Annotated in this window: 20 protein-coding genes; 14 read left to right on the plus strand and 6 right to left on the minus strand. The window is 61.0% G+C overall.

The window, feature by feature from the left end; all coding sequences use genetic code 11:
* The first annotated feature begins 125 nt into the window (after window positions 1-125).
* The 3 genes from ykgO (at window position 126) to LQ231_RS17045 (ending at window position 2,198) form a co-directional block, all read left to right on the plus strand.
* A complete protein-coding gene (gene ykgO / locus LQ231_RS17035) occupies window positions 126-251 on the plus strand; it encodes a type B 50S ribosomal protein L36 (protein WP_007607121.1) in 126 nt (41 codons plus the stop codon).
* A 117-nt stretch (window positions 252-368) separates the two neighbouring features.
* Window positions 369-1,058, plus strand: a complete 690-nt coding sequence (locus LQ231_RS17040) for a tetratricopeptide repeat protein (RefSeq protein WP_230172413.1) — start codon at window positions 369-371, stop codon at window positions 1,056-1,058.
* An 87-nt stretch (window positions 1,059-1,145) separates the two neighbouring features.
* Window positions 1,146-2,198 (plus strand): alpha/beta hydrolase, encoded by a 1,053-nt coding sequence (locus tag LQ231_RS17045; RefSeq protein WP_230172415.1) that lies wholly within the window; start codon window positions 1,146-1,148, stop codon window positions 2,196-2,198.
* Between the two features lie 118 nt (window positions 2,199-2,316).
* On the opposite strand, the gene pyk is transcribed toward LQ231_RS17045, so the two are convergent.
* Together pyk and LQ231_RS17055 are read right to left on the minus strand one after the other, a co-directional pair.
* Window positions 2,317-3,756 carry a pyruvate kinase gene (gene pyk, locus LQ231_RS17050; RefSeq protein ID WP_113142130.1) on the minus strand — a complete coding sequence of 480 codons (1,440 nt, stop codon included), beginning with the start codon at window positions 3,754-3,756 and terminating at the stop codon, window positions 2,317-2,319.
* A complete protein-coding gene (locus LQ231_RS17055; protein WP_085995858.1) occupies window positions 3,756-4,142 on the minus strand; it encodes a DUF1036 domain-containing protein in 387 nt (128 codons plus the stop codon). Before LQ231_RS17055 ends, pyk begins: the two co-directional genes overlap by 1 nt.
* 304 nt (window positions 4,143-4,446) lie before the next feature.
* Here LQ231_RS17055 and LQ231_RS17060 point away from each other — a divergent pair, with 304 nt between their 5' ends.
* The 3 genes from LQ231_RS17060 to LQ231_RS17070 all read left to right on the plus strand — a co-directional run bounded on the left by LQ231_RS17060 (window position 4,447) and on the right by LQ231_RS17070 (window position 5,949).
* Window positions 4,447-5,289: an N-formylglutamate amidohydrolase gene (locus tag LQ231_RS17060; protein WP_230172417.1), complete on the plus strand. Its 843-nt coding sequence runs from the start codon at window positions 4,447-4,449 to the stop codon at window positions 5,287-5,289.
* On the plus strand, window positions 5,286-5,591 hold the full coding sequence (locus LQ231_RS17065) for a DUF1244 domain-containing protein (RefSeq protein ID WP_113142132.1): 306 nt from the start codon (window positions 5,286-5,288) through the stop codon (window positions 5,589-5,591). Before LQ231_RS17060 ends, LQ231_RS17065 begins: the two co-directional genes overlap by 4 nt.
* A gap of 88 nt (window positions 5,592-5,679) precedes the next feature.
* Entirely contained in the window at window positions 5,680-5,949 is a 270-nt protein-coding gene (locus LQ231_RS17070; RefSeq protein WP_007607128.1) for a DUF2312 domain-containing protein, read from the plus strand.
* Between the two features lie 168 nt (window positions 5,950-6,117).
* On the opposite strand, the gene LQ231_RS17075 is transcribed toward LQ231_RS17070, so the two are convergent.
* The gene (locus LQ231_RS17075) at window positions 6,118-7,929 is read right to left on the minus strand and encodes a DUF882 domain-containing protein (protein ID WP_230172419.1); all 1,812 of its coding nucleotides are present in this window, start codon (window positions 7,927-7,929) and stop codon (window positions 6,118-6,120) included.
* 271 nt (window positions 7,930-8,200) lie between these two features.
* Window positions 8,201-9,742, minus strand: a complete 1,542-nt coding sequence (locus LQ231_RS17080; RefSeq protein ID WP_230172420.1) for a sigma-54 dependent transcriptional regulator — start codon at window positions 9,740-9,742, stop codon at window positions 8,201-8,203.
* 259 nt (window positions 9,743-10,001) lie between these two features.
* Between LQ231_RS17080 and LQ231_RS17085 the strand changes: the two genes are divergently transcribed.
* The 4 genes from LQ231_RS17085 to LQ231_RS17100 are packed head-to-tail and all read left to right on the plus strand — an operon-like array spanning window position 10,002 to window position 13,934.
* On the plus strand, window positions 10,002-11,852 hold the full coding sequence (locus tag LQ231_RS17085) for a M3 family oligoendopeptidase (protein WP_230172422.1): 1,851 nt from the start codon (window positions 10,002-10,004) through the stop codon (window positions 11,850-11,852).
* A 20-nt stretch (window positions 11,853-11,872) separates the two neighbouring features.
* Window positions 11,873-13,033, plus strand: coding sequence for an aminodeoxychorismate synthase component I (locus tag LQ231_RS17090; protein ID WP_230172424.1), 1,161 nt, complete (start codon window positions 11,873-11,875; stop codon window positions 13,031-13,033).
* Complete coding sequence (locus tag LQ231_RS17095; RefSeq protein WP_230172426.1) at window positions 13,018-13,641, plus strand: aminotransferase class IV family protein; 624 nt, start codon at window positions 13,018-13,020, stop codon at window positions 13,639-13,641. The genes LQ231_RS17090 and LQ231_RS17095 overlap by 16 nt, the downstream gene beginning before the upstream one ends.
* Window positions 13,642-13,649: 8 nt before the next feature.
* The gene (locus LQ231_RS17100) at window positions 13,650-13,934 is read left to right on the plus strand and encodes a YciI family protein (RefSeq protein ID WP_230172427.1); all 285 of its coding nucleotides are present in this window, start codon (window positions 13,650-13,652) and stop codon (window positions 13,932-13,934) included.
* 15 nt (window positions 13,935-13,949) lie between these two features.
* On the opposite strand, the gene LQ231_RS17105 is transcribed toward LQ231_RS17100, so the two are convergent.
* On the minus strand, window positions 13,950-14,249 hold the full coding sequence (locus LQ231_RS17105) for a type II toxin-antitoxin system RelE/ParE family toxin (RefSeq protein ID WP_230172428.1): 300 nt from the start codon (window positions 14,247-14,249) through the stop codon (window positions 13,950-13,952).
* Window positions 14,246-14,545: a ribbon-helix-helix protein, CopG family gene (locus LQ231_RS17110; protein ID WP_230172430.1), complete on the minus strand. Its 300-nt coding sequence runs from the start codon at window positions 14,543-14,545 to the stop codon at window positions 14,246-14,248. The genes LQ231_RS17105 and LQ231_RS17110 overlap by 4 nt, the downstream gene beginning before the upstream one ends.
* Before the next feature lie 305 nt (window positions 14,546-14,850).
* Here LQ231_RS17110 and LQ231_RS17115 point away from each other — a divergent pair, with 305 nt between their 5' ends.
* From LQ231_RS17115 to LQ231_RS17130, 4 genes are all read left to right on the plus strand, one after another.
* The gene (locus LQ231_RS17115) at window positions 14,851-15,741 is read left to right on the plus strand and encodes a DUF3445 domain-containing protein (protein ID WP_230172431.1); all 891 of its coding nucleotides are present in this window, start codon (window positions 14,851-14,853) and stop codon (window positions 15,739-15,741) included.
* Between the two features lie 142 nt (window positions 15,742-15,883).
* On the plus strand, window positions 15,884-17,326 hold the full coding sequence (locus LQ231_RS17120) for a homospermidine synthase (RefSeq protein ID WP_113142143.1): 1,443 nt from the start codon (window positions 15,884-15,886) through the stop codon (window positions 17,324-17,326).
* Between the two features lie 210 nt (window positions 17,327-17,536).
* Complete coding sequence (omp10, locus tag LQ231_RS17125) at window positions 17,537-17,899, plus strand: outer membrane lipoprotein Omp10 (protein WP_113142144.1); 363 nt, start codon at window positions 17,537-17,539, stop codon at window positions 17,897-17,899.
* Window positions 17,900-18,142: 243 nt separating this feature from the next.
* On the plus strand, window positions 18,143-20,026 hold the full coding sequence (locus tag LQ231_RS17130; protein ID WP_230172433.1) for a 5'-nucleotidase C-terminal domain-containing protein: 1,884 nt from the start codon (window positions 18,143-18,145) through the stop codon (window positions 20,024-20,026).
* Window positions 20,027-20,049: the final 23 nt, after the last annotated feature.

Here is a 20,049-nt window from a genome sequence, read left to right on the forward strand (position 1 = left end):
CATGACCGGGCTGGTCGCGGTAATTGCGGCCAACTCTTCAGGGATGCGCCCGGGCGGCGCTCTTTTGATTGTTTTTGGCAGCGGGCGAATAAACCATTCCCCGACAATTGTTGTGGACCAGGAAAATGAAGATCAAGAACTCGCTGAAAGCGCTTAAGGCCCGTCACCGCGACAACCGTCTGGTTCGCCGCAAGGGTCGTGTTTACATCATCAACAAGATGAACCCGCGCTTCAAGGCTCGTCAGGGCTGAGGTTTCGGCGCAGCCGGTTGGCGCGCCATGCCTGTGGGAATGCCTCGCCGTTTCGACGGCGTGTTGATGTCGTAAATTTGAGTTTGAAAGAAGGCGCAGAGGGATTATCGTCCCGGTATGCGCCTTCTTTCGTTGCGACTCACCTCGACCGCCCCGACGGTCTCCGCCCTGCTCCCCATGCTGCTCTTCGCAGGCATTGCGGTTGCACAGGTACCCGATCAACCGTTTCCGGGGACACCACCAAATCCATCGGAACAGGGACCATCCGGCCAGCCTTCGGTCGAGCAGGCGCCGGTCGAGCAGGTTCCAGTCAAGGCAGCAGAAAAGCCACGCGATCTCGACGGCATGCTGGCCGCGCTCAAGCGTGAACGCAGCCCGCAGATCGCCCGGCAGCTGGCCAATTCCGTCATGGCCAGGTGGAATACGTCGCAAAGCCCGACCGCCGACCTGCTGCTCGAATGGGCAAAGAAGGCAACCGATGAAAAGCGGACAGCCGCCGCCCTTGATTTTCTCGACCAGGCGATCGCCTTGAACCCGGAGTTTGTCGGCGCCTGGAACCAGCGTGCGACGCTTCACTACACCATGGGCAATTACAAGAAATCCGTCTCGGACATCAACAAGGTGCTGGAACTCGAACCGCGCCACTTCGGGGCACTCGCAGGCCTTGCCGCCATCCTCTCCGAGCGTGGCAGCCAGGAGGCCGCACTGAAGGCCTGGGAACGTTATGTGGAGATTTATCCGGCCGACCGCGAGGCGCAGGAATTTGTCATCACGATTTCCGAAGAGCTCGCCGGAACCCGGACCTGATGCCTTGCCATCGGCAGGGCTTGACTACAGACGCCAGCGCCCGATCTTTCTGAGACCTGCCCCGCCATTTGGAAAGCTGCCATCTCCTTGCCAATTCCCCTCAGACCGGGCCTGATCGTGCTGGCCATCGTCATCTTTCTGGCCGCACTGCTTCTTGTTCTGGCCGCCGCGACCTATGTCCGCGCCAGGATGATCGAAGCGGCCTACCCGAACACCGGCACGCTGACAGATGTCGGCGGCTACCGCCTCAACGCGCTGCATGTGCCCGCAGGCCCGAATGCCGATTTGCCACCGATCGTCTTCATCCACGGCGCAAGCGGCAACCTGCGCGACCAGGCCGGCGCCTTCCTGGCGCCGCTGCAGGGGCGGGCCGAGATGCTGTTCGTCGATCGACCCGGCCATGGCTATTCCGAACGTGGCGGCCCGGAAAACGACTTTCCCGACGGGCAGGCGCGCGCCATTGCCAGGCTGATGGAATTGAAGGGCATCGACCGGGCGATCATCGTCGGCCATTCCTTCGGCGGCGCGATCACCGCAAGCTTCGGCGTGCTGTTTCCCGACAAGACCGCAGGCCTGCTGTTCCTCGCCGCGGCAACCCATCCCTGGCCCGGTGGCGTCGACTGGTACTACCATCTCGCCTCGACGCCGATCATCGGTCCAATCTTTTGCCACACTCTGGCGCTGCATGCCGGCATGGCCAGGCTCGACGCGGCAACCAGCCATGTCTTTGCGCCGAACGCGCGCTCGCAAACCTATGCAAATGACACCGGTCCTGCGCTGGTGCTGAGGCCGTCCACCTTCCGCGCCAATGCCACGGATGTCGCCAACCTGCTCGGCTACGTGACGCGCTTTGCGCCGCACTACAGCGAGATCCACAAGCCAACTGTGGTCATCACCGGCGACAGCGACGAGATCGTGCTGGAGGAGATCCATTCGCGCGGCCTCGCCCGCGACATAAAGGGATCGGAACTTGTCTGGATCAAAGGTCTCGGCCACAAGCCGGACTATATCGCGACCGATCTGGCAATTGCAGCAATCGAGACGCTCGCCGGCCGACCGCAAGACCTGCAGGCCATGGCACGTGCCCTGGAGCCGACGCTTGCTGCCAACAGCATAGACCAAGGCGCCGTCCAGCGTTGACATTGGTCGCTTGCCCCCAAAGCGAATACGGCACAAAACCTCAGCCGAAGCATCTCGGAAACGGCAACAAAAAAGCCGCCCGAAGGCGGCTTTTCCAGGTCTTGGCAATGGGATGCGATCAGATGCCCGACTGGCCGTCAGCGCCGATATAGGCGATGCGCAGCATGTTGGTCGCGCCCGGCGTGCCGAGCGGAACGCCAGCCGAGATGATGATGCGGTCAGCCGGCTTACCGAAGCCTTCCTCGACCACGATCCGGCAGGCGCCGTTGACCATGTCGTCGAGATCGGTCGGCTCCTTGGCCACGACGCAATGCAGGCCCCAGACCACCGACAGGCGGCGTGCGGTCTGGATGACCGGCGACAGCGCGATGATCGGCACTTCCGGGCGCTCGCGCGAGGCGCGCAGGCCGGTATTGCCCGACGATGTGTAACAGACGATCGCCTGCAGCTTCAGCGTCTCGGCGATCTGGCGGGCGGCCAGCGAAATCGCATCGGCGCCGGTTGCTTCCGGCTGGGCACGCTGGGCGTAGATGATGCCCGGATAATGCGGTTCGCGCTCGATGGTCGCCGCAATCGACGCCATGGTGGCCACAGCCTCGACGGGATACTGACCGGAGGCCGATTCGGCCGACAGCATGATGGCATCGGCGCCTTCGAACACGGCGGTCGCGACGTCAGAGACTTCGGCGCGGGTCGGAACCGGCGCGGTGATCATCGATTCGAGCATCTGCGTGGCAACGACCACCGGCTTGCCTTCGCGGCGGCAGGCGCGGATCAGCTGCTTCTGGATGCCGGGAACACGTTCCAGCGGCATTTCCACGCCAAGGTCGCCACGGGCCACCATCAGGGCGTCGGAGAGCTCGATGATTTCGTCGATGCGCTCGATTGCCTGCGGCTTTTCGATCTTCGACATCAGGCCGACGCGGCCCTTGGCGATCTTGCGCACTTCGGCCAGGTCTTCCGGACGCTGGATGAACGACAGCGCAACCCAGTCGACGTCATTGGTCGCCAGAACGGCATCCAGGTCGGCCCGGTCCTTGTCGGTCAAAACGCCGGTTGCCAGAATGGTATCGGGCAGGCTGACGCCCTTGCGGTCGGAAATCTTCGTACCCGACACGACTTCGGTGACGATGGTCTTGCCGTCGCACTTCACCGCCTTCAGATGCAGCTTGCCGTCGTCGATCAGCAGGCGGTCGCCGACATTGACCGATTCCATGATTTCCGGATGCGGCAGGTAGACGCGGGTGGCGTCGCCAGGAGCTTCGTTGCTGTCAAGCGTGAAGGTCTGACCCGGCTTCAACTCAACCGTGGTCTCGGCGAATTTGCCAACACGAAGCTTGGGCCCTTGAAGGTCGGCCAGAATGCCGATCGGACGGCCGCAGGCGGCTTCGACACTGCGAATGCGCTGGATCAGCGTCCGCAGCATCTCATGGCTCGAATGGCTCATGTTGATACGGAAAAGATCGGCACCGGCTTCATGAAGTTTCCGGATCATCGCCTCGTCGGAAGAGGCTGGCCCGAGCGTTGCAAGGATCTTTACTTTGCGGTTGCGCTTCATCAGTTCTGGCTTTCTTGCGTGCCCGACGTATCGGAGAGCTGGACCATCCAGCTGCCCTGCCGGCCGGTGTCATATTCCTTGAATCCCATTTGCTGATAGCCCCGCGCGAAGCAGTCGTTCACGCCGACGATCTTGAACTCGTTCTCGGCAACACACATGTTGATGTCGCCAGCCCAACGTCCGCCACGGGCGGCATCTTCAGCATAGAGATAATAGTAGCGCGACTGCAGTTCGCCTTCGATCAGCGTGGCGCATGTACCAGCCGGCACTTGCCACCAGCCCTCGGTGATCCAGCCCTCCTCGGCTCGATATCCGACGGAGACGCCGACCAAATTCTGCGTCCCGTTGCAGACCCTGAATTCGGCGTGCGCTGCACTGGCTGCCATGAATGGCGCGAGCAAGGCTCCAACGAGAAGAAGGGGCTTTAAAAATCGCGCGGCAGCGCGGTCGCAAGTCTGTCGATGTTGCTTCTGCACGATTGCCGCCGGAACTCCATAAATGCGCATTGGATGCCTTCTTGCGATGATGACCCAAGAATGTCAACGCAACTCTAATCGATTATAATTCCCACTCGGGTCAGGGGTGGAACCATCATGTCCGATCTTGGCACAAACGTGACCGAGGTGAAAGCTTGCGCTCCCTATTCCCCCATGCGATCAAGCCCCTCTACCATGAGATGGCTTCGAACTGATGAACGAATTCCTGCCTTTTGAGATTGTAGACGGCCGATATGACAGCGGCTTGATCCTGCTTGCCGATCACGCGACCAACCACATTCCGCCGGGTTATCACCGCCTGGGCCTGCCGGATTCGGCTTTCGAGCGCCATATTGCTTTTGACATCGGCATCGAGGCGCTGACCAGGGAGCTCGCCGGCCGCCTGGGCGTGCCGGCCGTGATGTCGCGTTTTTCCCGCCTGCTGATCGATCCGAATCGCGGCGAGGACGACCCGACGATCATCATGCGTATCTCGGACGGCGCGATCATCCCCGGCAATCATCCGATTTCAACCGACGAATGGCAGCGCCGCATCGAGACGTTTCACCGGCCATACCACCATGCTGTCGGCGATACGATCGCCAAGGCCGCGGAAATCTCCGGCAGGGCACCGCTCGTCCTGTCGCTGCATTCCTACACGCCAGCATGGAAAGGCGTTCCACGTCCCTGGCACGCCGCAGTCTTGTGGGACACGGACCATCGCGCGGTGCGCCCGCTGATCGATCTGCTGGGCGAACCGGGCGACATCCTCGTCGGCGACAACGAGCCCTATGATGGCGCGCTGAAGGGTGACACAATGTATCGTCACTGCATGATCAAGGGCATCCCGCATGCCCTGTTGGAGGTCCGTCAGGATCTGATTGGCCATGAAGCCGGCGTGACGGCCTGGGCCGATCGTCTGCAACCGGTCTTTGCCCGGATGAATGCCGACCCTGCCCTTCATCGCTACGAAGTGCACGCTTCGCGCACCGGCCCCTACCCTGAGGGTTTCGAATTCCCCACTTCCGATCTGAATTCAAAGGAGTTTGTGTCATGACCCTGCCGAACGACCAGCAGCAGATCGAGTTCGAGGCCGCAGCCTTCCGCCGCCTGGTCTCTCATTTGCGCGAGCGCTCCGATGTGCAGAACATCGATCTGATGAACCTTGCCGGCTTCTGCCGCAACTGTCTGTCCAACTGGTATCTCGATGCCGCAAAGGCCGCAGGTCATGACCTGACCAGGGACGAGTCCCGCGAGATCGTCTATGGCATGCCCTATGACGAGTGGAAGGCGCAGCATCAGCAGGAAGCCGATGACAAGAAGAAAGCCGCCTTCGAGCAGAACCGGCCGAAGGAGTGATCGCCTCCGCGTCTTTGGGACTTGACGCGGGGCTTCGTTCACGGCAGTTCATCGCCACCGATAAATTCCCCTACGAAGGAGATTGCCCATGTCTGATGCTGCCCACGGCGTCGCCCGCGACCAGCTCCGCGCCTTTGTTGAGCGCATCGAGCGTCTCGAAGAAGAAAAGAAGACCATCGCCGACGACATCAAGGACGTCTATGGCGAAGCCAAGTCCATGGGCTTCGACACGAAGATCCTCAAGAAGGTCATCGCCCTTCGCAAGAAGGACGACCAGGAGCGCATGGAAGAGGACCTGATCCTCGACACCTACCTGCACGCGCTCGGCATGATCGAAAATCCGCCGGAAGCCGAATAAGCGCTTTCAGCCGATATCAGGTTCAGCCAATACCGGGAACCCGCCCTCGTGGCGGGTTTTTTGTTGCTGGGTTCAGCCGGCGCCCGAGATAGGCAACACGGCTCATCCGGCACACAAACGAAAAACCCGCCAGATGGCGGGTTTTGTCTGTTTGGATCTGTGTTTTGTTTAAGATTTGGGCTGGCCGAAACGGTTCGGGTCGACAGAGGTCGCTCCCTGCTTGAAACCAACCGGAATGGCAGACCCCGGAGCACTGAGCGAACGGGCGACAATGCGCGGTGCTTTGACCGGCTTGCTGACCGTGGCAAAGGTATCCTTGCTCAGCGCCCACTGCGTGATCATGCTTTTGGTCAGCTTGGCGCCGCCGGTCATGGTGGCCATGCGCGCCTGCTCGGCTTCAAGCTCACTCGGACGGCCACCCTTTGTCGGCAGACCTGCCTCGACCCCATCAGCCTGGCCGACCGGCGTATCGAACATATCGCCAAACTGCGTCTCGGGCTCGGCTGCCTCTTCCTGATCGATCGAGGCGACCTCGATATAACGGGCCGGCTGTTGCGGCTGCGCTGCAGGCGCGTCTTCAACCTTGGCCACCACGGCCATATCCTTCGGATAGGCGGCCGGAATCGGCGCTGCAGCCATCTCGGGCTGGGCATTACCCTGCTCGAGCGCTTCGGCCGCCTCCGGCGACAGGATGGCCTGCTCGACTTCGTCGACCTCCGCTTCGATTTCCGAATCGGCATTCGCCAGCAAGGCCTCGGCAACGGACGGACGCACCGACGGGACTGGAACCGTCATACCGTCAGCCAGCACCGCCCCTTCTGTCATCGCCGGGTCGATCGATGCGGTCATGACATTCGCGGTCGCGCCCTGTTCGGCGTTGCCCGGCATGCCACGTGGTCCAAGCAAGGTCGGAATCGGAATCTTCACGGCCTGTAGATCGGCAAATTCGCTGGTCGGTGCCTCGGTTGGCACCGGTACGCCACTGGCGACCTGGCTGAGCGCATCCTCGGCCGCGTTGCGGGGCGGTTGGTAAAGGGCAACGGCAAGACTTGCATCGGCCTGCTTCAGCGATGGCCGCGCCTGCGGCACAGGCAGAGCTGCCAGCGACGGCTGCTCGACGCCCGGCAGGGCATTGGCGACCATGACCGGCTCGGATGCGATCACGACGGCCGGCGCCGGTTCCTCGCGCTGCGGCTGTCTCGCGACGGCGGGACGCTCGGCGGGCACGCTGACATCTTCTTCCTCGTCCTCGTCACCACCGCCAAACAGCATGGCAAGCAGGTTCTTCGACCGAGACGGGCTCTTTTCTTCTGCCATCAGGATCGGATTGCCGGAAGCCAGACGCTTCTTGTATTCGGCCATCGCCTGCTGGTAACCCGGCAACGGTTTGCCGTCTGAAGGGAGGTGAACGGTCTTGCCATCGGGGAAAAGCCGAACGAGATCCTGGCGGTTCATCCGCGGCCATGCGCGCACGCCGCCGACATCCAGGTGGACAAATGGCGAACCGGAATTGGGATAGTAGCCGACACCGCCAGCCTGAAGCTTCACGCCGTTTTCACGAATGGTCTTCAGCGGTACGCCCGGAATGTAAAAATCCATCGCGGTGCCGCGCATGTGCTGGCTTTCCTTCGCCACACCCTTCGAGCGCGAACGCAGCATCGAATTGGTCTGGGGCGAGCGGTAGCCGGAGACGGCCTTGATATAGCCCTTGCCGCCGGAGCGCTTGTAGACTTCCCACACGAGATCGAACAGGCGCGGATCCATCTTGGTCGGCTCGTTGCGACGCCAGTCGCGGAGAATGTAATTGAGTTGCTTTAGACCCTTGGGATCGTAGCGACCGTTGCGCTTGAAGGTGATCGAGGCTTTTTCGCCCGTATGAACGAACTCGATATTCAGCGTCCGGGTCTCGGCCGCGGCAGTTCTGGTCGTGCCGACAAGCGTAAATGCACTGATAAAAACCATCGCGAACAGCGGCAGCATGAGCCTCGTCGCGAAATGCGCGCAAGCAATCCGGGATAAGCGCCCGTTGTGCTTGAGAGGCGCGCTAATGTCCTGCGATGTATGCAATGCAATCCCCGTCCAAAGACTACGTCCCAGGCAAACTCAAATGAATGTCAAATGCGGTCATAGCATGGCAAATCTGCCACAGATCCGCAAGCAATCCATATATAGTGAACGCTTGCCTAACAAGTGCTTAGCTTGTGGTAGGCGATTAAGCTTACCCCAAAGTTAACACCGGTCAAACTGGGACTCAGGCAGCGTGCTTCTGCGGATCGTCGGGGTCGATGCCGTAGTCCTTGAGTTTGCGATAAAGCGTCGAGCGGCCGATCCCCAGCTTGCGGGCCACCTGGCTCATCTGCCCGCGGTAGAATTTCAACGCGAAACGGATCAATTCCTCTTCAATTTCAGCGAGTTTGCGAACATTGCCGGCTTCGTCGGTGCTGATGATGACATTGCCAAGACCGCCTGCGGCAGCCGCAGGCGCAGCGGGTGGCGTCACCGCCGCAAAACTGGCGGTGCGCTCGGCCAGTGCCGCTTGCACCCGCGCCATCGTGCTCGGCTCGTTCAAGCCCACTGGCACGTCGTGATTGTGTCCTGCGCTGCGGATCGTGGGAACCTGGGAGGCTATATGCGGAAAATCCGATTCGCCAAGGACACTGCTTTCGGCCAGCACGACGGCACGGAAGATCGCGTTCTCGAGCTGACGCGTATTGCCCGGCCAGTCGAAGGCCGTCAGCAGGGCAATTGCCGATGAATCGATCTGCAAGGTCTTGACCAGCCGCTGCTCCAGCGAGAACCGCTCGACGAAGGCCCGCACCAGATGCGGAATGTCTTCCTTGCGTCGGCGCAGCGCGGCAATCGTGATCGGGAAGACATTCAGGCGGTAATAGAGATCCTCGCGGAAACGGCCAGCCTTCACCTCCTCGATCAGATCCTTGTTGGTCGAGAGAATCAGCCGCACATTGACCTTGCGCGACTTGCGCGAGGCGCCGCCATCGAGTTCGCCCGACTGCACCAGTTCCAGCAACCTGATCTGCGCCTGCGCCGACAACTCGCTGATTTCCTCGATGAAAAGCGATCCGCCATCCGCATCGGAAATCTTGCCCGGCACGACATCGCCATCCACGGGCACACCGCGCTCGGCGCCGAACAGCGCTTCCTCGATCTGGCTGGCCGCGGCCGCATTGCAATTCACCGAGACAAACGGCTTTGACGAACGATCGCTCGCGGCATGGATGGCGCGTGCGATCAGTTCCTTGCCGACACCCGCCTCGCCTTCGAGCATGACCGGAATGGCAGATTGCGCTGCCCGACGGCCCAGCTCGACCACCCGCGACATCGCCGAGCTGACCGATACCACATCGGAAAAGCTGACTGCGCCGCTGCGGGCCCTGCGTGGTGCCTTGCCCTGCAGGCTGCTGTGATGGATTTTCAAGGCGGCCTGCACCGCCCCCATCAGGCGCTCGGGCGCAAAGGGCTTGACCAGAAAATCGAAGGCCCCCCCGCGAACGGCTGCAAGCGCCGTATCCGTCGCTCCATCCGCAGTCAGAACGATCGCCGGTATGGTTGGGTTGATCTCCGAAAGCGTGGACAGAAGCGCGGCCGGCAGGCCATTGGCGGATGAGGCATCGACCAGCACGACATTGATCACATCCCGATTACGCCGCAGGATTTCAATCCCCGCATGCTGCGTCTCGGCCATGTGGGCAATATGCCCTTGCGCCTCGATGGCGAACTTCAATGTCCGACGCTGCGTCGGATCCTCATCGATAACTAGGATATGTGCGGTCAACTGTGGCTCCCCGGATCCATGCTGGCGCGTTCGCGCTCCTGGGTCGTTTCAAGCGGGGAGCCTGCCAGAAAGGACTGAACATGTTCTTTGAAGAAATGCTCGCATTTTAACTGTCTCTAACCTGAATTGGCACAATCCACAGGCGCAGAACCTGTCAGTGCACACCCATTAGCGCCGTGCCGCGTCGTGCTCAGGTGCTTGCCGTCCGGCCAATCACTGACTACATCTCCCACGCGACCGACAGAGAAAGGACACCGCCATGATGATCGACCAACGCCCCGCCATGAGCCCGTCAACCGCGGCCTCTGCAGCGCAGACCTCGGCCCTTGGCGACCTGCCGGTCTGGAAATTGGAAGACCTCTATCCGTCGCAGACCTCGCCGGAGTTTCTCGACGCCGTCGAGAAGGCCGCACGCGACGCGCTTGCCTTCGAAGCCAAATGGAAAGGCAAGCTGGCTGCGGCAATCGAGACGGTGGGACCCGAAAGCGTTGCTGTCGCGCTGCAGGAGTTGGACGCACTGGAAGACCTGATCGGCCGCATCGGCTCCTATGCTGGCCTCACCTACTATTCCGACATGATCAACCCTGAAAACGGCAAGTTCTTCGGCGACATCCAGGCCAAGCTCACGGATCTTTCCGCCCGCTTGCTGTTTTTCCCGCTCGAACTCAACCGCCTGGATGACGACGCTGTCGACGCCGCCGTCGGCCGCGATCCGGCGCTCGCCCATTTCAAGCCGTGGATCGTCGACCTGCGCAAGGACAAGCCGTTCCAGCTCGACGACCGGATCGAACAGCTATTTCTCGAAAAATCCCAGACAGGCGCTGCCGCTTTCAACCGTCTCTTCGACGAGACTTTGGCCTCCCTGCGCTTCAAGGTCGGCGAAGAGGAACAACCGCTGGAGGCGACCCTGACCATGCTGCAGGATGCCGACCCGGCGCGGCGTGCCAAGGCTGCGGAAGCCCTGTCGAAGACATTCCGGGACAATATCCGCGTCTTCGTCCTGGTCACCAACACGCTGGCCAAGGACAAGGAAATCTCCGACCGCTGGCGCGGTTTCGACGACATCGCCGATAGTCGCCATCTCGCCAACCGCGTCGAGCGCGAAGTCGTCGATGCGCTGGCGGCCGCGGTTCAGGAAGCCTATCCGCGCCTGTCCCATCGCTACTACAAGATGAAGGCCAAGTGGCTCGGCATGGAGCAGATGAATTTCTGGGACCGCAACGCACCGCTGCCGGACAGCTCCGACCGTCTCATCCCCTGGGACGAAGCAAAAGACATGGTCCTGTCGGCCTATGGCGGCTTTGCGCCAGAAATGGCCGAGATCGCCGGCCGCTTCTTCGACGGCGGCTGGATCGATGCGCCGGCACGCCCCGGCAAGGCACCGGGCGCCTTTGCCCATCCGACCGTGCCATCGGCGCACCCTTATGTCCTCCTGAACTATCTCGGCAAGCCGCGTGACGTCATGACGCTCGCCCATGAACTGGGCCACGGCGTGCATCAGGTGCTGGCCGGCGAACAGGGTGCGATGATGTCGCAGACCCCACTGACACTGGCCGAAACCGCCTCCGTCTTCGGCGAAATGCTGACCTTCCGTGCCCTGCTCGACAAGACGACCGACAAACGTGAGCGCAAGGCCATGCTCGCCCAGAAGGTCGAGGACATGATCAATACGGTCGTGCGTCAGATCGCCTTTTACCAGTTCGAGCGCAAGATCCATGCGGCCCGCAAGGAAGGCGAACTGACGGCTGAAAAGATCGGCGAACTCTGGCTCTCGGTTCAGGAAGAGAGCCTTGGGCCGGCGATCAAGATCTCGGAAGGCTACGAGACCTGGTGGGCCTATATCCCCCACTTCATCCACTCGCCCTTCTACGTCTACGCCTATGCCTTCGGCGACTGCCTGGTGAACTCGCTCTATGCCGTCTACCAGAATGCCGAGGACGGCTTCCAGCAGAAGTATTTTGCGCTTCTGAAGGCCGGCGGCACCAAGCACCATTCGGAGCTTCTGGCGCCTTTTGGCCTCGACGCCACCGACCCGTCGTTCTGGGCCAAGGGTCTGTCGATGATAGAGGGGCTTATCGACGAATTGGAAGCGCTTGATAACGCTTCCTGAGCAGGAGACGCCAACGCCCGATGGGTGAGCATGCCCCCTATGCCCTTTTCCGCGACGATCCGCGCGGCGAGAGCCTCGTTTTTGCTGAACCGCGCGACCTGATCGTCGCGCGGACGGCAGACGAGGTGCTGCCAGCACTTGCCCGCCTGGAAGAGGCGCGACAATCGGGCAAATGGCTGGCGGGGTTCCTCTCCTACGAAGCAGGCTTCGTCTTTGAGGATAAGCTCAGGGCCTTCATCGAGGACAATCGCGCAACCCCGCTGATCGCTTTTGGGGTATTCGACGCGCCTCAACCGGCCGACCACCCCCTGGCATCCGCGCCACATGCCATCCCCAATGCGCCGCTGCTGAGCGAACTGCGCGCCGCCTGGGATCTGCCGACCTATGCCGACCGCTTTGAGCGGCTGCACCAGCACCTGCGCAAGGGAGACTGCTATCAGGCCAACCTGACCATGCCGATCACGGCCACCTGGTCAGGCGATCCCCGCGCCGCCTTCTGGTCGCTGATTGCCCGCCAGCCCGTTCACTATGGCGCGTTGATCGATTTCGGTGACCCCATCATCCTCTCACGCTCGCCCGAACTGTTCTTTTCCGTCGATGCGGACCGTTTTCTCGAGACGCGTCCGATGAAAGGCACGGCTGCGCGCGGCGCAACGCCGCAGGAGGATGCGGCGATAGTCGAGGCTATGCTCGCTGACGAAAAGACCCAGGCCGAAAACCGCATGATCGTCGACCTGCTGCGCAATGATGTTTCCGTCATTTCCGAGGTCGGCACGCTGAGCGTTCCCAAACTGTTTGCCATCGAAACCTATCCGACCGTGCATCAGATGGTCAGCCATGTCCGGGCAAAGCTCCGCCCGGAGATCGGCCTGCCGGAGATTTTGGCGGCACTTTTCCCCTGCGGCTCGATCACCGGCGCACCGAAAATGTGGGCCATGCGTATCCTGCACGAACTGGAGGCAGGACCACGCGATGCCTATTGCGGCGCGATCGGCTATTGCGATCCGGCCGGCCCGATGCGTTTTTCCGTTGCGATCCGCACGCTGACCCTTTTCAATGATAAAAGAGCCGTCTTCAATGTCGGCGGCGGCATCGTCTTCGATTCGAAGGCGGAAGCCGAATATGACGAATGTCTTTTGAAGGCGCGCTTTGCCGTGGGGAACGAATGGATTTCTCGCTGATTGAAACCATGCGCTGGCAGCCGGGCGAAGGTTTTCTTCGCATCGACCAGCATTTGCGCCGCCTCACTCGCTCCGCCGACGCGCTGGGCTTTCGCGCGCCGCAGAACCCGCTTGCCATGCTCAAAAGCGAAGTCGCGGCCGACCATGCGCTGCGCGTGCGGCTGGTGATGTCCTTCCGCGGCAAGATGGAAGTGACGACCACGCCCTACGAGGCGGAACCCGAGGAAAAGGTCTGGAAACTCAGGATCGCCAAGACCCGGCTGAATTCCGAGGATGCCCTTTTCCGCCACAAGACCTCGCGCCGCGATCCTTACGAGGCGGCGCGGGCCGAATTCACCCGTGAAGAGGCCGACGAAGTCCTGCTGCTCAACGAGCGCGGCGAGGTCTGCGAGGGCACGATCACCAATCTCTTCGCCGAGGCGGCCGACGGCAACCTGCTGACGCCGCCGCTCGCCAGCGGTCTGCTACCCGGCGTGCTGCGCGCCGAACTGATCCGCGAACGCCGCGCGAAAAGCGAGGTTCTTAAGCCGGAAGACCTGAAATATCGCAAGCTGTTCGTCGGCAATTCGCTGCGCGGCCTGATCCCGGCCGAACTGGTCGAAGACTAGGAAAACTGATGTTCATTCTCTCCCTCACCTATGTCAAACCGCAGGAAGACGCCGATCGGCTGATGGCGCCGCACATGGCCTGGGTCAATGCCGGCTATGACAGCGGCATGTTCCTCGCCTCCGGCCGCAAGGTACCCAGAACCGGCGGCGTCATACTGGCCAGGGGGGATCGGCTGGACATCGAGGCATATGCGGCAACCGATCCGTTCGCGATCGAAGGTGTGGCGGAATACGCAATCAGCGAAGTGGCGATCACGCGGACCGCTGCGGGGCTCGAGAGTTTGCGGGACTGACGACGAGTTGTCCGGTTACGGCTCAGGATGTCCGCTGCGCGAAATCTCCTGCCTCCCGTCAAAAATCTCAAGAATTTCCACACCCGCGTCGTCCAGCTTGTAGTAGATGATGTAGGGGCTACCCCGCACCACGAGACGACGTACCTGCTCGCGTTTCGTCCTGACTCCCATTTCGGGATGGTTGGCCAACAAGTCAGCAATATCGACGATTTGCCGCGCCACGGCGCTGGCCGCTGCCGGATTGAACCGGGCGATGTAGTGACGAATGTGGGCCAGATCGAGCAACGCCGTCGTCGCCCAGGTGAGTTTGATCATCTGCGCCGAACGATATCAGGCTCGGGCGGAGGCAACTCATTGTCGGTGCCCCAGCTCAAAAGCCATGCTTTCATGGCCTGGTGCGAGATCACACCGCTGTCTGCAGCGGCCAGCATACCTTGCTCAACCGCAGCCAGTTCCATGTCCTGCCGATCAAGATATTCTGCGATCGCCTCCTCGACGAGCTCGCTCTCATCTCGACGGCTCGCGCGTGCCGATGACGAAAGCCTGGACATGACTTTCTCCGAAACATCAACCTTGACCAGGTTAGCTGACATAAGCATGGCGTCCTTCATTTATAGGATCGTGGCAGATGTCCGAGGCAGGTGAGAACAACCGCATATCCGCTTCCTGTCGACAGCATTCCTTAACCCGCAATGTATCGTCGAAAATGTAGGTGGAATGATCGTCATCGAAACAGCAATCGATATCAGTATTGATCTCCATCCCCCGCCAAACGGCGATCAGCACAAGCAAGCCCGCCACGGCAAGAAAGCAACGTCTACTCCACTGCTCATCCGGCCGGACCAACGAAGCTCCCACTTGCAACGAGGCTAGCAAATCGGCACGCTGCGCGCAAATCAAGCCGGCGCACCTCATCATGTCCACCTTCACCCACACGCCCTATGCCGGGCCAACGCGTCCCTTCACCATCGGCCTCTCGTCGCTCGATCCGGACCGCTGGATCCAGCCTGACGGAATGCTGCGGCCCTATCTCGACGAGAAGCGTCAGCTCGCGACCGCGAAACGCGACGACGTATTTCGCGCAACCGCGGACAGCCTGCCAGCGCAGCGCGAATGCCTGCGCCTGATTGTCGATCACCTGGAAACCCGGCACCCGCATCTCTGTCGCCGCGACGGCAGTGCCATCACCCTCGCCGGCCATACCATCGACCTCGATGACGAGGCGGTTCCACCCCTCATGCGCGCCGGCTTTCTCATCCAGGACGATCTGGTCATCATGAAGCGGCGCGAGGCCGGCTGGTTCATCGCCGCAGCGCATCTGTGTTTTCCCTCCTCCTGGTCGCTCGCCGAGAAATTCGACCGCCCGATGGAGGAGATCCATGCGCATGTGCCGGGCTTTCAGGGCGGCACCCGCAACGCGGCCCTGATCAACCGCATCTTCGACAATCTCCTGCCCGGCCAGCCGGCCGAGCGCTTCAACTGGTCGATCAACTGGCGGCAAAAGTTGCATCATCCCGAAACCGGTCGCAATGACGCGGCCGCTCCCGATGAGGCCGTGATCCGCGTTGAGCGCCAGACGCTGACCAGACTGCCTGAGACGGGCGATATCGTCTTCACCATCCGCATCTATCTGGATCCGGTCGCGGCCTTCGAAAACCACCCTGAAGGACCGCGTCTGGCAATGGCGCTTGCCGATCAGCTCGATGCCTTGACACCCCAACAGGCAGCCTACAAAGGCGTCGATATCCAGCGCACGCGTCTCGTTGAGTGCCTGCGCAATCGGCATTTTGCGAAAAATTCCGCCTGATCGCGGCTGCGGTCCGCGACATACTCTTTATTGTGTCAGTATTTTGTGATCTAGAGCCGCCAATATCGGCCCTGCCGATGCGCATTCGGCAACGACCCAATTGTGCACGCGGCACGACGCTGCGCCCTGCAAGGAGACAAAAATGAGTGAGACATCCTATCCGGTTTACGGCGAGATCACCGGCCCGATCGTCATGATCGGTTTTGGTTCGATCGGCCGTGGCACGCTGCCGCTGATCGAGCGCCACTTCAAGTTCGACAAGAGCCGGATGGTCGTCATCGACCCGCGCAACGACGATGCAGAGCTTCTGGCCAAGCACGGCGTCAAGCACATCCAGGCGCATGTCACCAAGGAAAACTACAAGGAACTGCTCAAGCCGCTTCTGAAGGCCGGCAAGGGCCAGGGCTTCTGCGTCAACCTCTCGGTCGACACCGGTTCGCTCGACCTGATGAAGATGTGCCGCAAGCTCGACGTTCTCTACATCGACACGGTCGTTGAGCCCTGGCTCGGCTTCTATTTCGACAAGAACATGAAGAATTCGGAGCGCACCAACTACGCGCTGCGCGAAACCGTTCGTGCCGAGATCAAGAAAAACCCGGGCGGCACCACCGCCGTTTCCACCTGCGGCGCAAACCCCGGCATGGTTTCCTGGTTCGTCAAGCAGGCTCTGGTCAACGTCGCCAACGAACTCGGCGTCAAGTTCGAAGAGCCGACGCAGGACGATCGCGAAGGCTGGGCCAAGCTGATGAAGAAAGTCGGCGTCAAGGGCATCCACATTGCCGAACGCGACACCCAGCGCGCCAAGAACCCGAAGCCGATGAACGTCTTCTGGAACACCTGGTCGGTCGAAGGCTTCATCTCGGAAGGCCTGCAGCCGGCAGAACTCGGCTGGGGCACTCACGAAAACTGGATGCCGAAGAACGCCAAGAAGCACAAGAAGGGCTGCAAGGCCGCGATCTACCTCGAGCAACCGGGCGCCAACACCCGCGTTCGTACCTGGTGCCCGACACCTGGCCCGCAGTATGGCTTCCTCGTCACCCACAACGAATCGATCTCGATCGCCGACTACTTCACCGTCGAGAAGGATGGCGAAGTCGCCTATCGTCCGACCTGCCACTACGCCTACCATCCGGCCAATGACGCCGTGCTGTCGCTGCACGAAATGTTCGGCAACGGTGGCAAGCAGCAGCCGGTTCTCCACGTTCTCGACGAGAACGAACTGGTTGACGGTGTCGACGAACTCGGCGTGCTGCTCTATGGCCACGACAAGAACGCCTACTGGTACGGTTCGCGCCTGTCGCTGGAAGAAACCCGCCGCATCGCGCCTTACCAGAACGCCACCGGCCTGCAGGTAACCTCTGCCGTTCTCGCCGGCATGGTCTGGGCACTCGAGAACCCGAAGGCCGGCATCGTCGAAGCCGACGAGATCGACTACAAGCGCTGCCTGGAAGTGCAGATGCCGTATCTCGGCCCGGTCGAAGGCCACTACACCGACTGGACCCCGCTCGAAGGCCGCCCGGGCCTGTTCCCGGAAGACCTCGACGAAAAGGATCCGTGGCAGTTCCGGAACATTCTGGTTCGTTGAGCCGTTAGGCATCAAGCTTGAAGCCCGTCGCCCTTGCGGCGGGCTTTTTGCTTTCATAGAGACAGGAACATCGGGAAATCGCATCCAGACGGGATAAACCGGACCAGACAGGATCCCGGTCTTGCTTTGGACAAGGCTTCACGGCATGGTTTTTAAAATTTTAGACAAGTGGACGGCGATTTCACGCCGCCAAGACGGTGGGAGACCAGAATGCAACTCAAGTCCCTGGTAGCAATCGCGGCCTGTGCAATGGCGCTTTCGTCTTGCTACTCCAGCAGCCCTCGCCCGCTCCCGACCGTAAGGCAAGGGCCGACCGTGGAAGGCGCTTGGGCTGATCCGAATGGCATCGTCTCCACCTTCCAGGGCGGCACGTTTACAACCCGCACCACCGACACCAATCAGGTTCTCGCCTCTGGCACCTATACCTTACAATCCGACCGCCTGGTGGAAATCAACATGACCTCGCTGGTGCGCAACACCCAGCAGAAGGTCAATTGTGCCCTGGTCACGCCGACTCAGCTCAACTGCACCTCAGACAGCGGCGCACAGTTCTCGCTCGCTCGCCGCGCCTGAGCCGAAGCCGAAGCCGTCGGTCACAGATTTCGGCGTCACACAAACGGCGCTTCCAGTGCGATATAGAGCGGTTGCCATTGGCAGCCGCTTTTTTATTTCAACATTTCATAACATGACCGCAAAGGGTGGTTTTTACTTGCGGTTGCCACGACTTGATGAAAACATTCGACCATCCAGGGCGGCGGAAGCAGACGCGAGAACGGTCAGCGCCCATGATCAAGATGTAAAAACTGGAGAGAAACGATGTTCAGACACCTGCGGTTCGGCCTATTGAGCGCTTCCGTGCTTGCACTATCTGCCGGCGGCGCGTTTGCCGATTTCGAGCTAAACATCCTGCACATCAATGATCTTCACTCTCGCATCGAAGCGATCAACAAGTCCGATTCGACCTGCTCCGCGGAAGAAGCCGGCAAGAACGAGTGCTTCGGCGGCATCGCCCGCGTCAAGACCGCCATCGACACCCGCCGTGCCGAGCTCGACGGCAAGAACGTGCTGACGCTCGACGCCGGCGACCAGTTCCAGGGCTCGCTGTTCTATACGACCTACAAGAGCGCTCCGATCGCCGAATTCATGAACGGCATCGGTTTCGACGCCATGGCGATCGGCAATCACGAATTCGATGACGGCCCGGAAGAACTGGCCAAATTCATCGACGCCCTGAAATTCCCGATGATCTCCGGCAACACGCTGGCCGGCCTCGACACGCCGATTGCCGACAAGTTCAAGCCCTACATCATCAAGGAATTCGGCGCCGACAAGGTCGCGGTGGTTTCCGTTCTCGCAACCGACACCGACGAAACCTCATCACCGGGCGACAGCGTGCTGTTTGCCGACGAGATCACCTATCTCAAGGAAGCGGTGAAGGAGATCGAGGCCGCCGGCGTCAACAAGATCGTCCTGCTGTCGCATGTTGGCTACATCAAGGACCAACAGATCGCAGCCGCGGTGGATGGCATCGACGTGATCGTCGGCGGTCACAGCCATACGTTGCTCTCCTCGACGGACGAGAAGGCCGCCGGCCCCTATCCGACGCTGGTCAAGAACCCGTCGGGCAAGGATGTTCCTATCGTCACCGCCTATGCCTATTCGAAGTATGTCGGTGACCTCGCCGTCACCTTCGACGACGCCGGCGTCGTCAAGGCATCGTCCGGCGCACCCAAGCTGCTCGATGCCTCGGTTACCCCCGATGCAGGCTTTACCGCCAAGGTGACGGAACTCGGCGGCCCGATCGAAGAATTGAAGCTGAAGGAAATCGGCTCGACCGCCGACGCCATCGACGGCTCCCGCGATGTGTGCCGCACCGCCGAATGCACCATGGGCAATCTGGTTGCCGACGCAATGGTCGACCGTCTCAAGGATCAGGGCATCACCATCGCCATCCAGAATGGCGGCGGCTTGCGCGCGTCGATCGATGCCGGCACGGTCACCATGGGCGAAGTGCTGACGGTCCTGCCCTTCCAGAACTCGCTGGCGTCTTTCCAGCTCAAGGGCTCCGACATAATTACAGCCCTCGAAAACGGTCTCAGCCAGATCGAAGAGGTCGCCGGTCGTTTCCCGCAGGTCTCCGGCCTGAAATATTCCTTCGACAAGTCGAAGCCGGCCGGCAGTCGCGTTGTCTCGGTCGAGGTGAAGGAAGGCGATGCCTTCGTCGCGCTTGATCCGAACAAGGTCTATGGCGTCGCCACAAACAATTACATGCGGGCCGGCGGTGACGGCTTCAAGATCTTCGCCACAGCCGGCCAGAACGCCTATGATTTCGGCCCAGGACTGGAAAGCGTCGTCGCCGACTACATCGCCAAGAACAGCCCCTACAAGCCTTACACTGATGGCCGCATCACCGAGGTCGCTTCGGCGGTCGCCGTGCCGGCAGAAACGGCGCCTGCGACAGAAGCAGCGCCCGCCGCACCAGTCGAGACGGCCGCAACCACACCTGCGGCAACAACTGTTGAGACGGCAACCAAGGCTGTAGCCACCGCATACAAGGTCGTTGCGGGTGACAGCCTGTGGAAGATTGCCGAGGCAACTTATGGCAATGGTATGCTCTGGACCAAGATCGCCGAAACCAATGGACTGAAGAACCCCGACCTGATTGCAGTCGGCAAGGAACTTGAATTGCCGGTCAACTAAGACCGTTTGACGCATGACAACAA

It is taken from the genome of Rhizobium sp. CECT 9324, assembly GCF_918741265.1.
In the GTDB taxonomy this organism is placed as follows: Bacteria; Pseudomonadota; Alphaproteobacteria; order Rhizobiales; family Rhizobiaceae; genus Allorhizobium.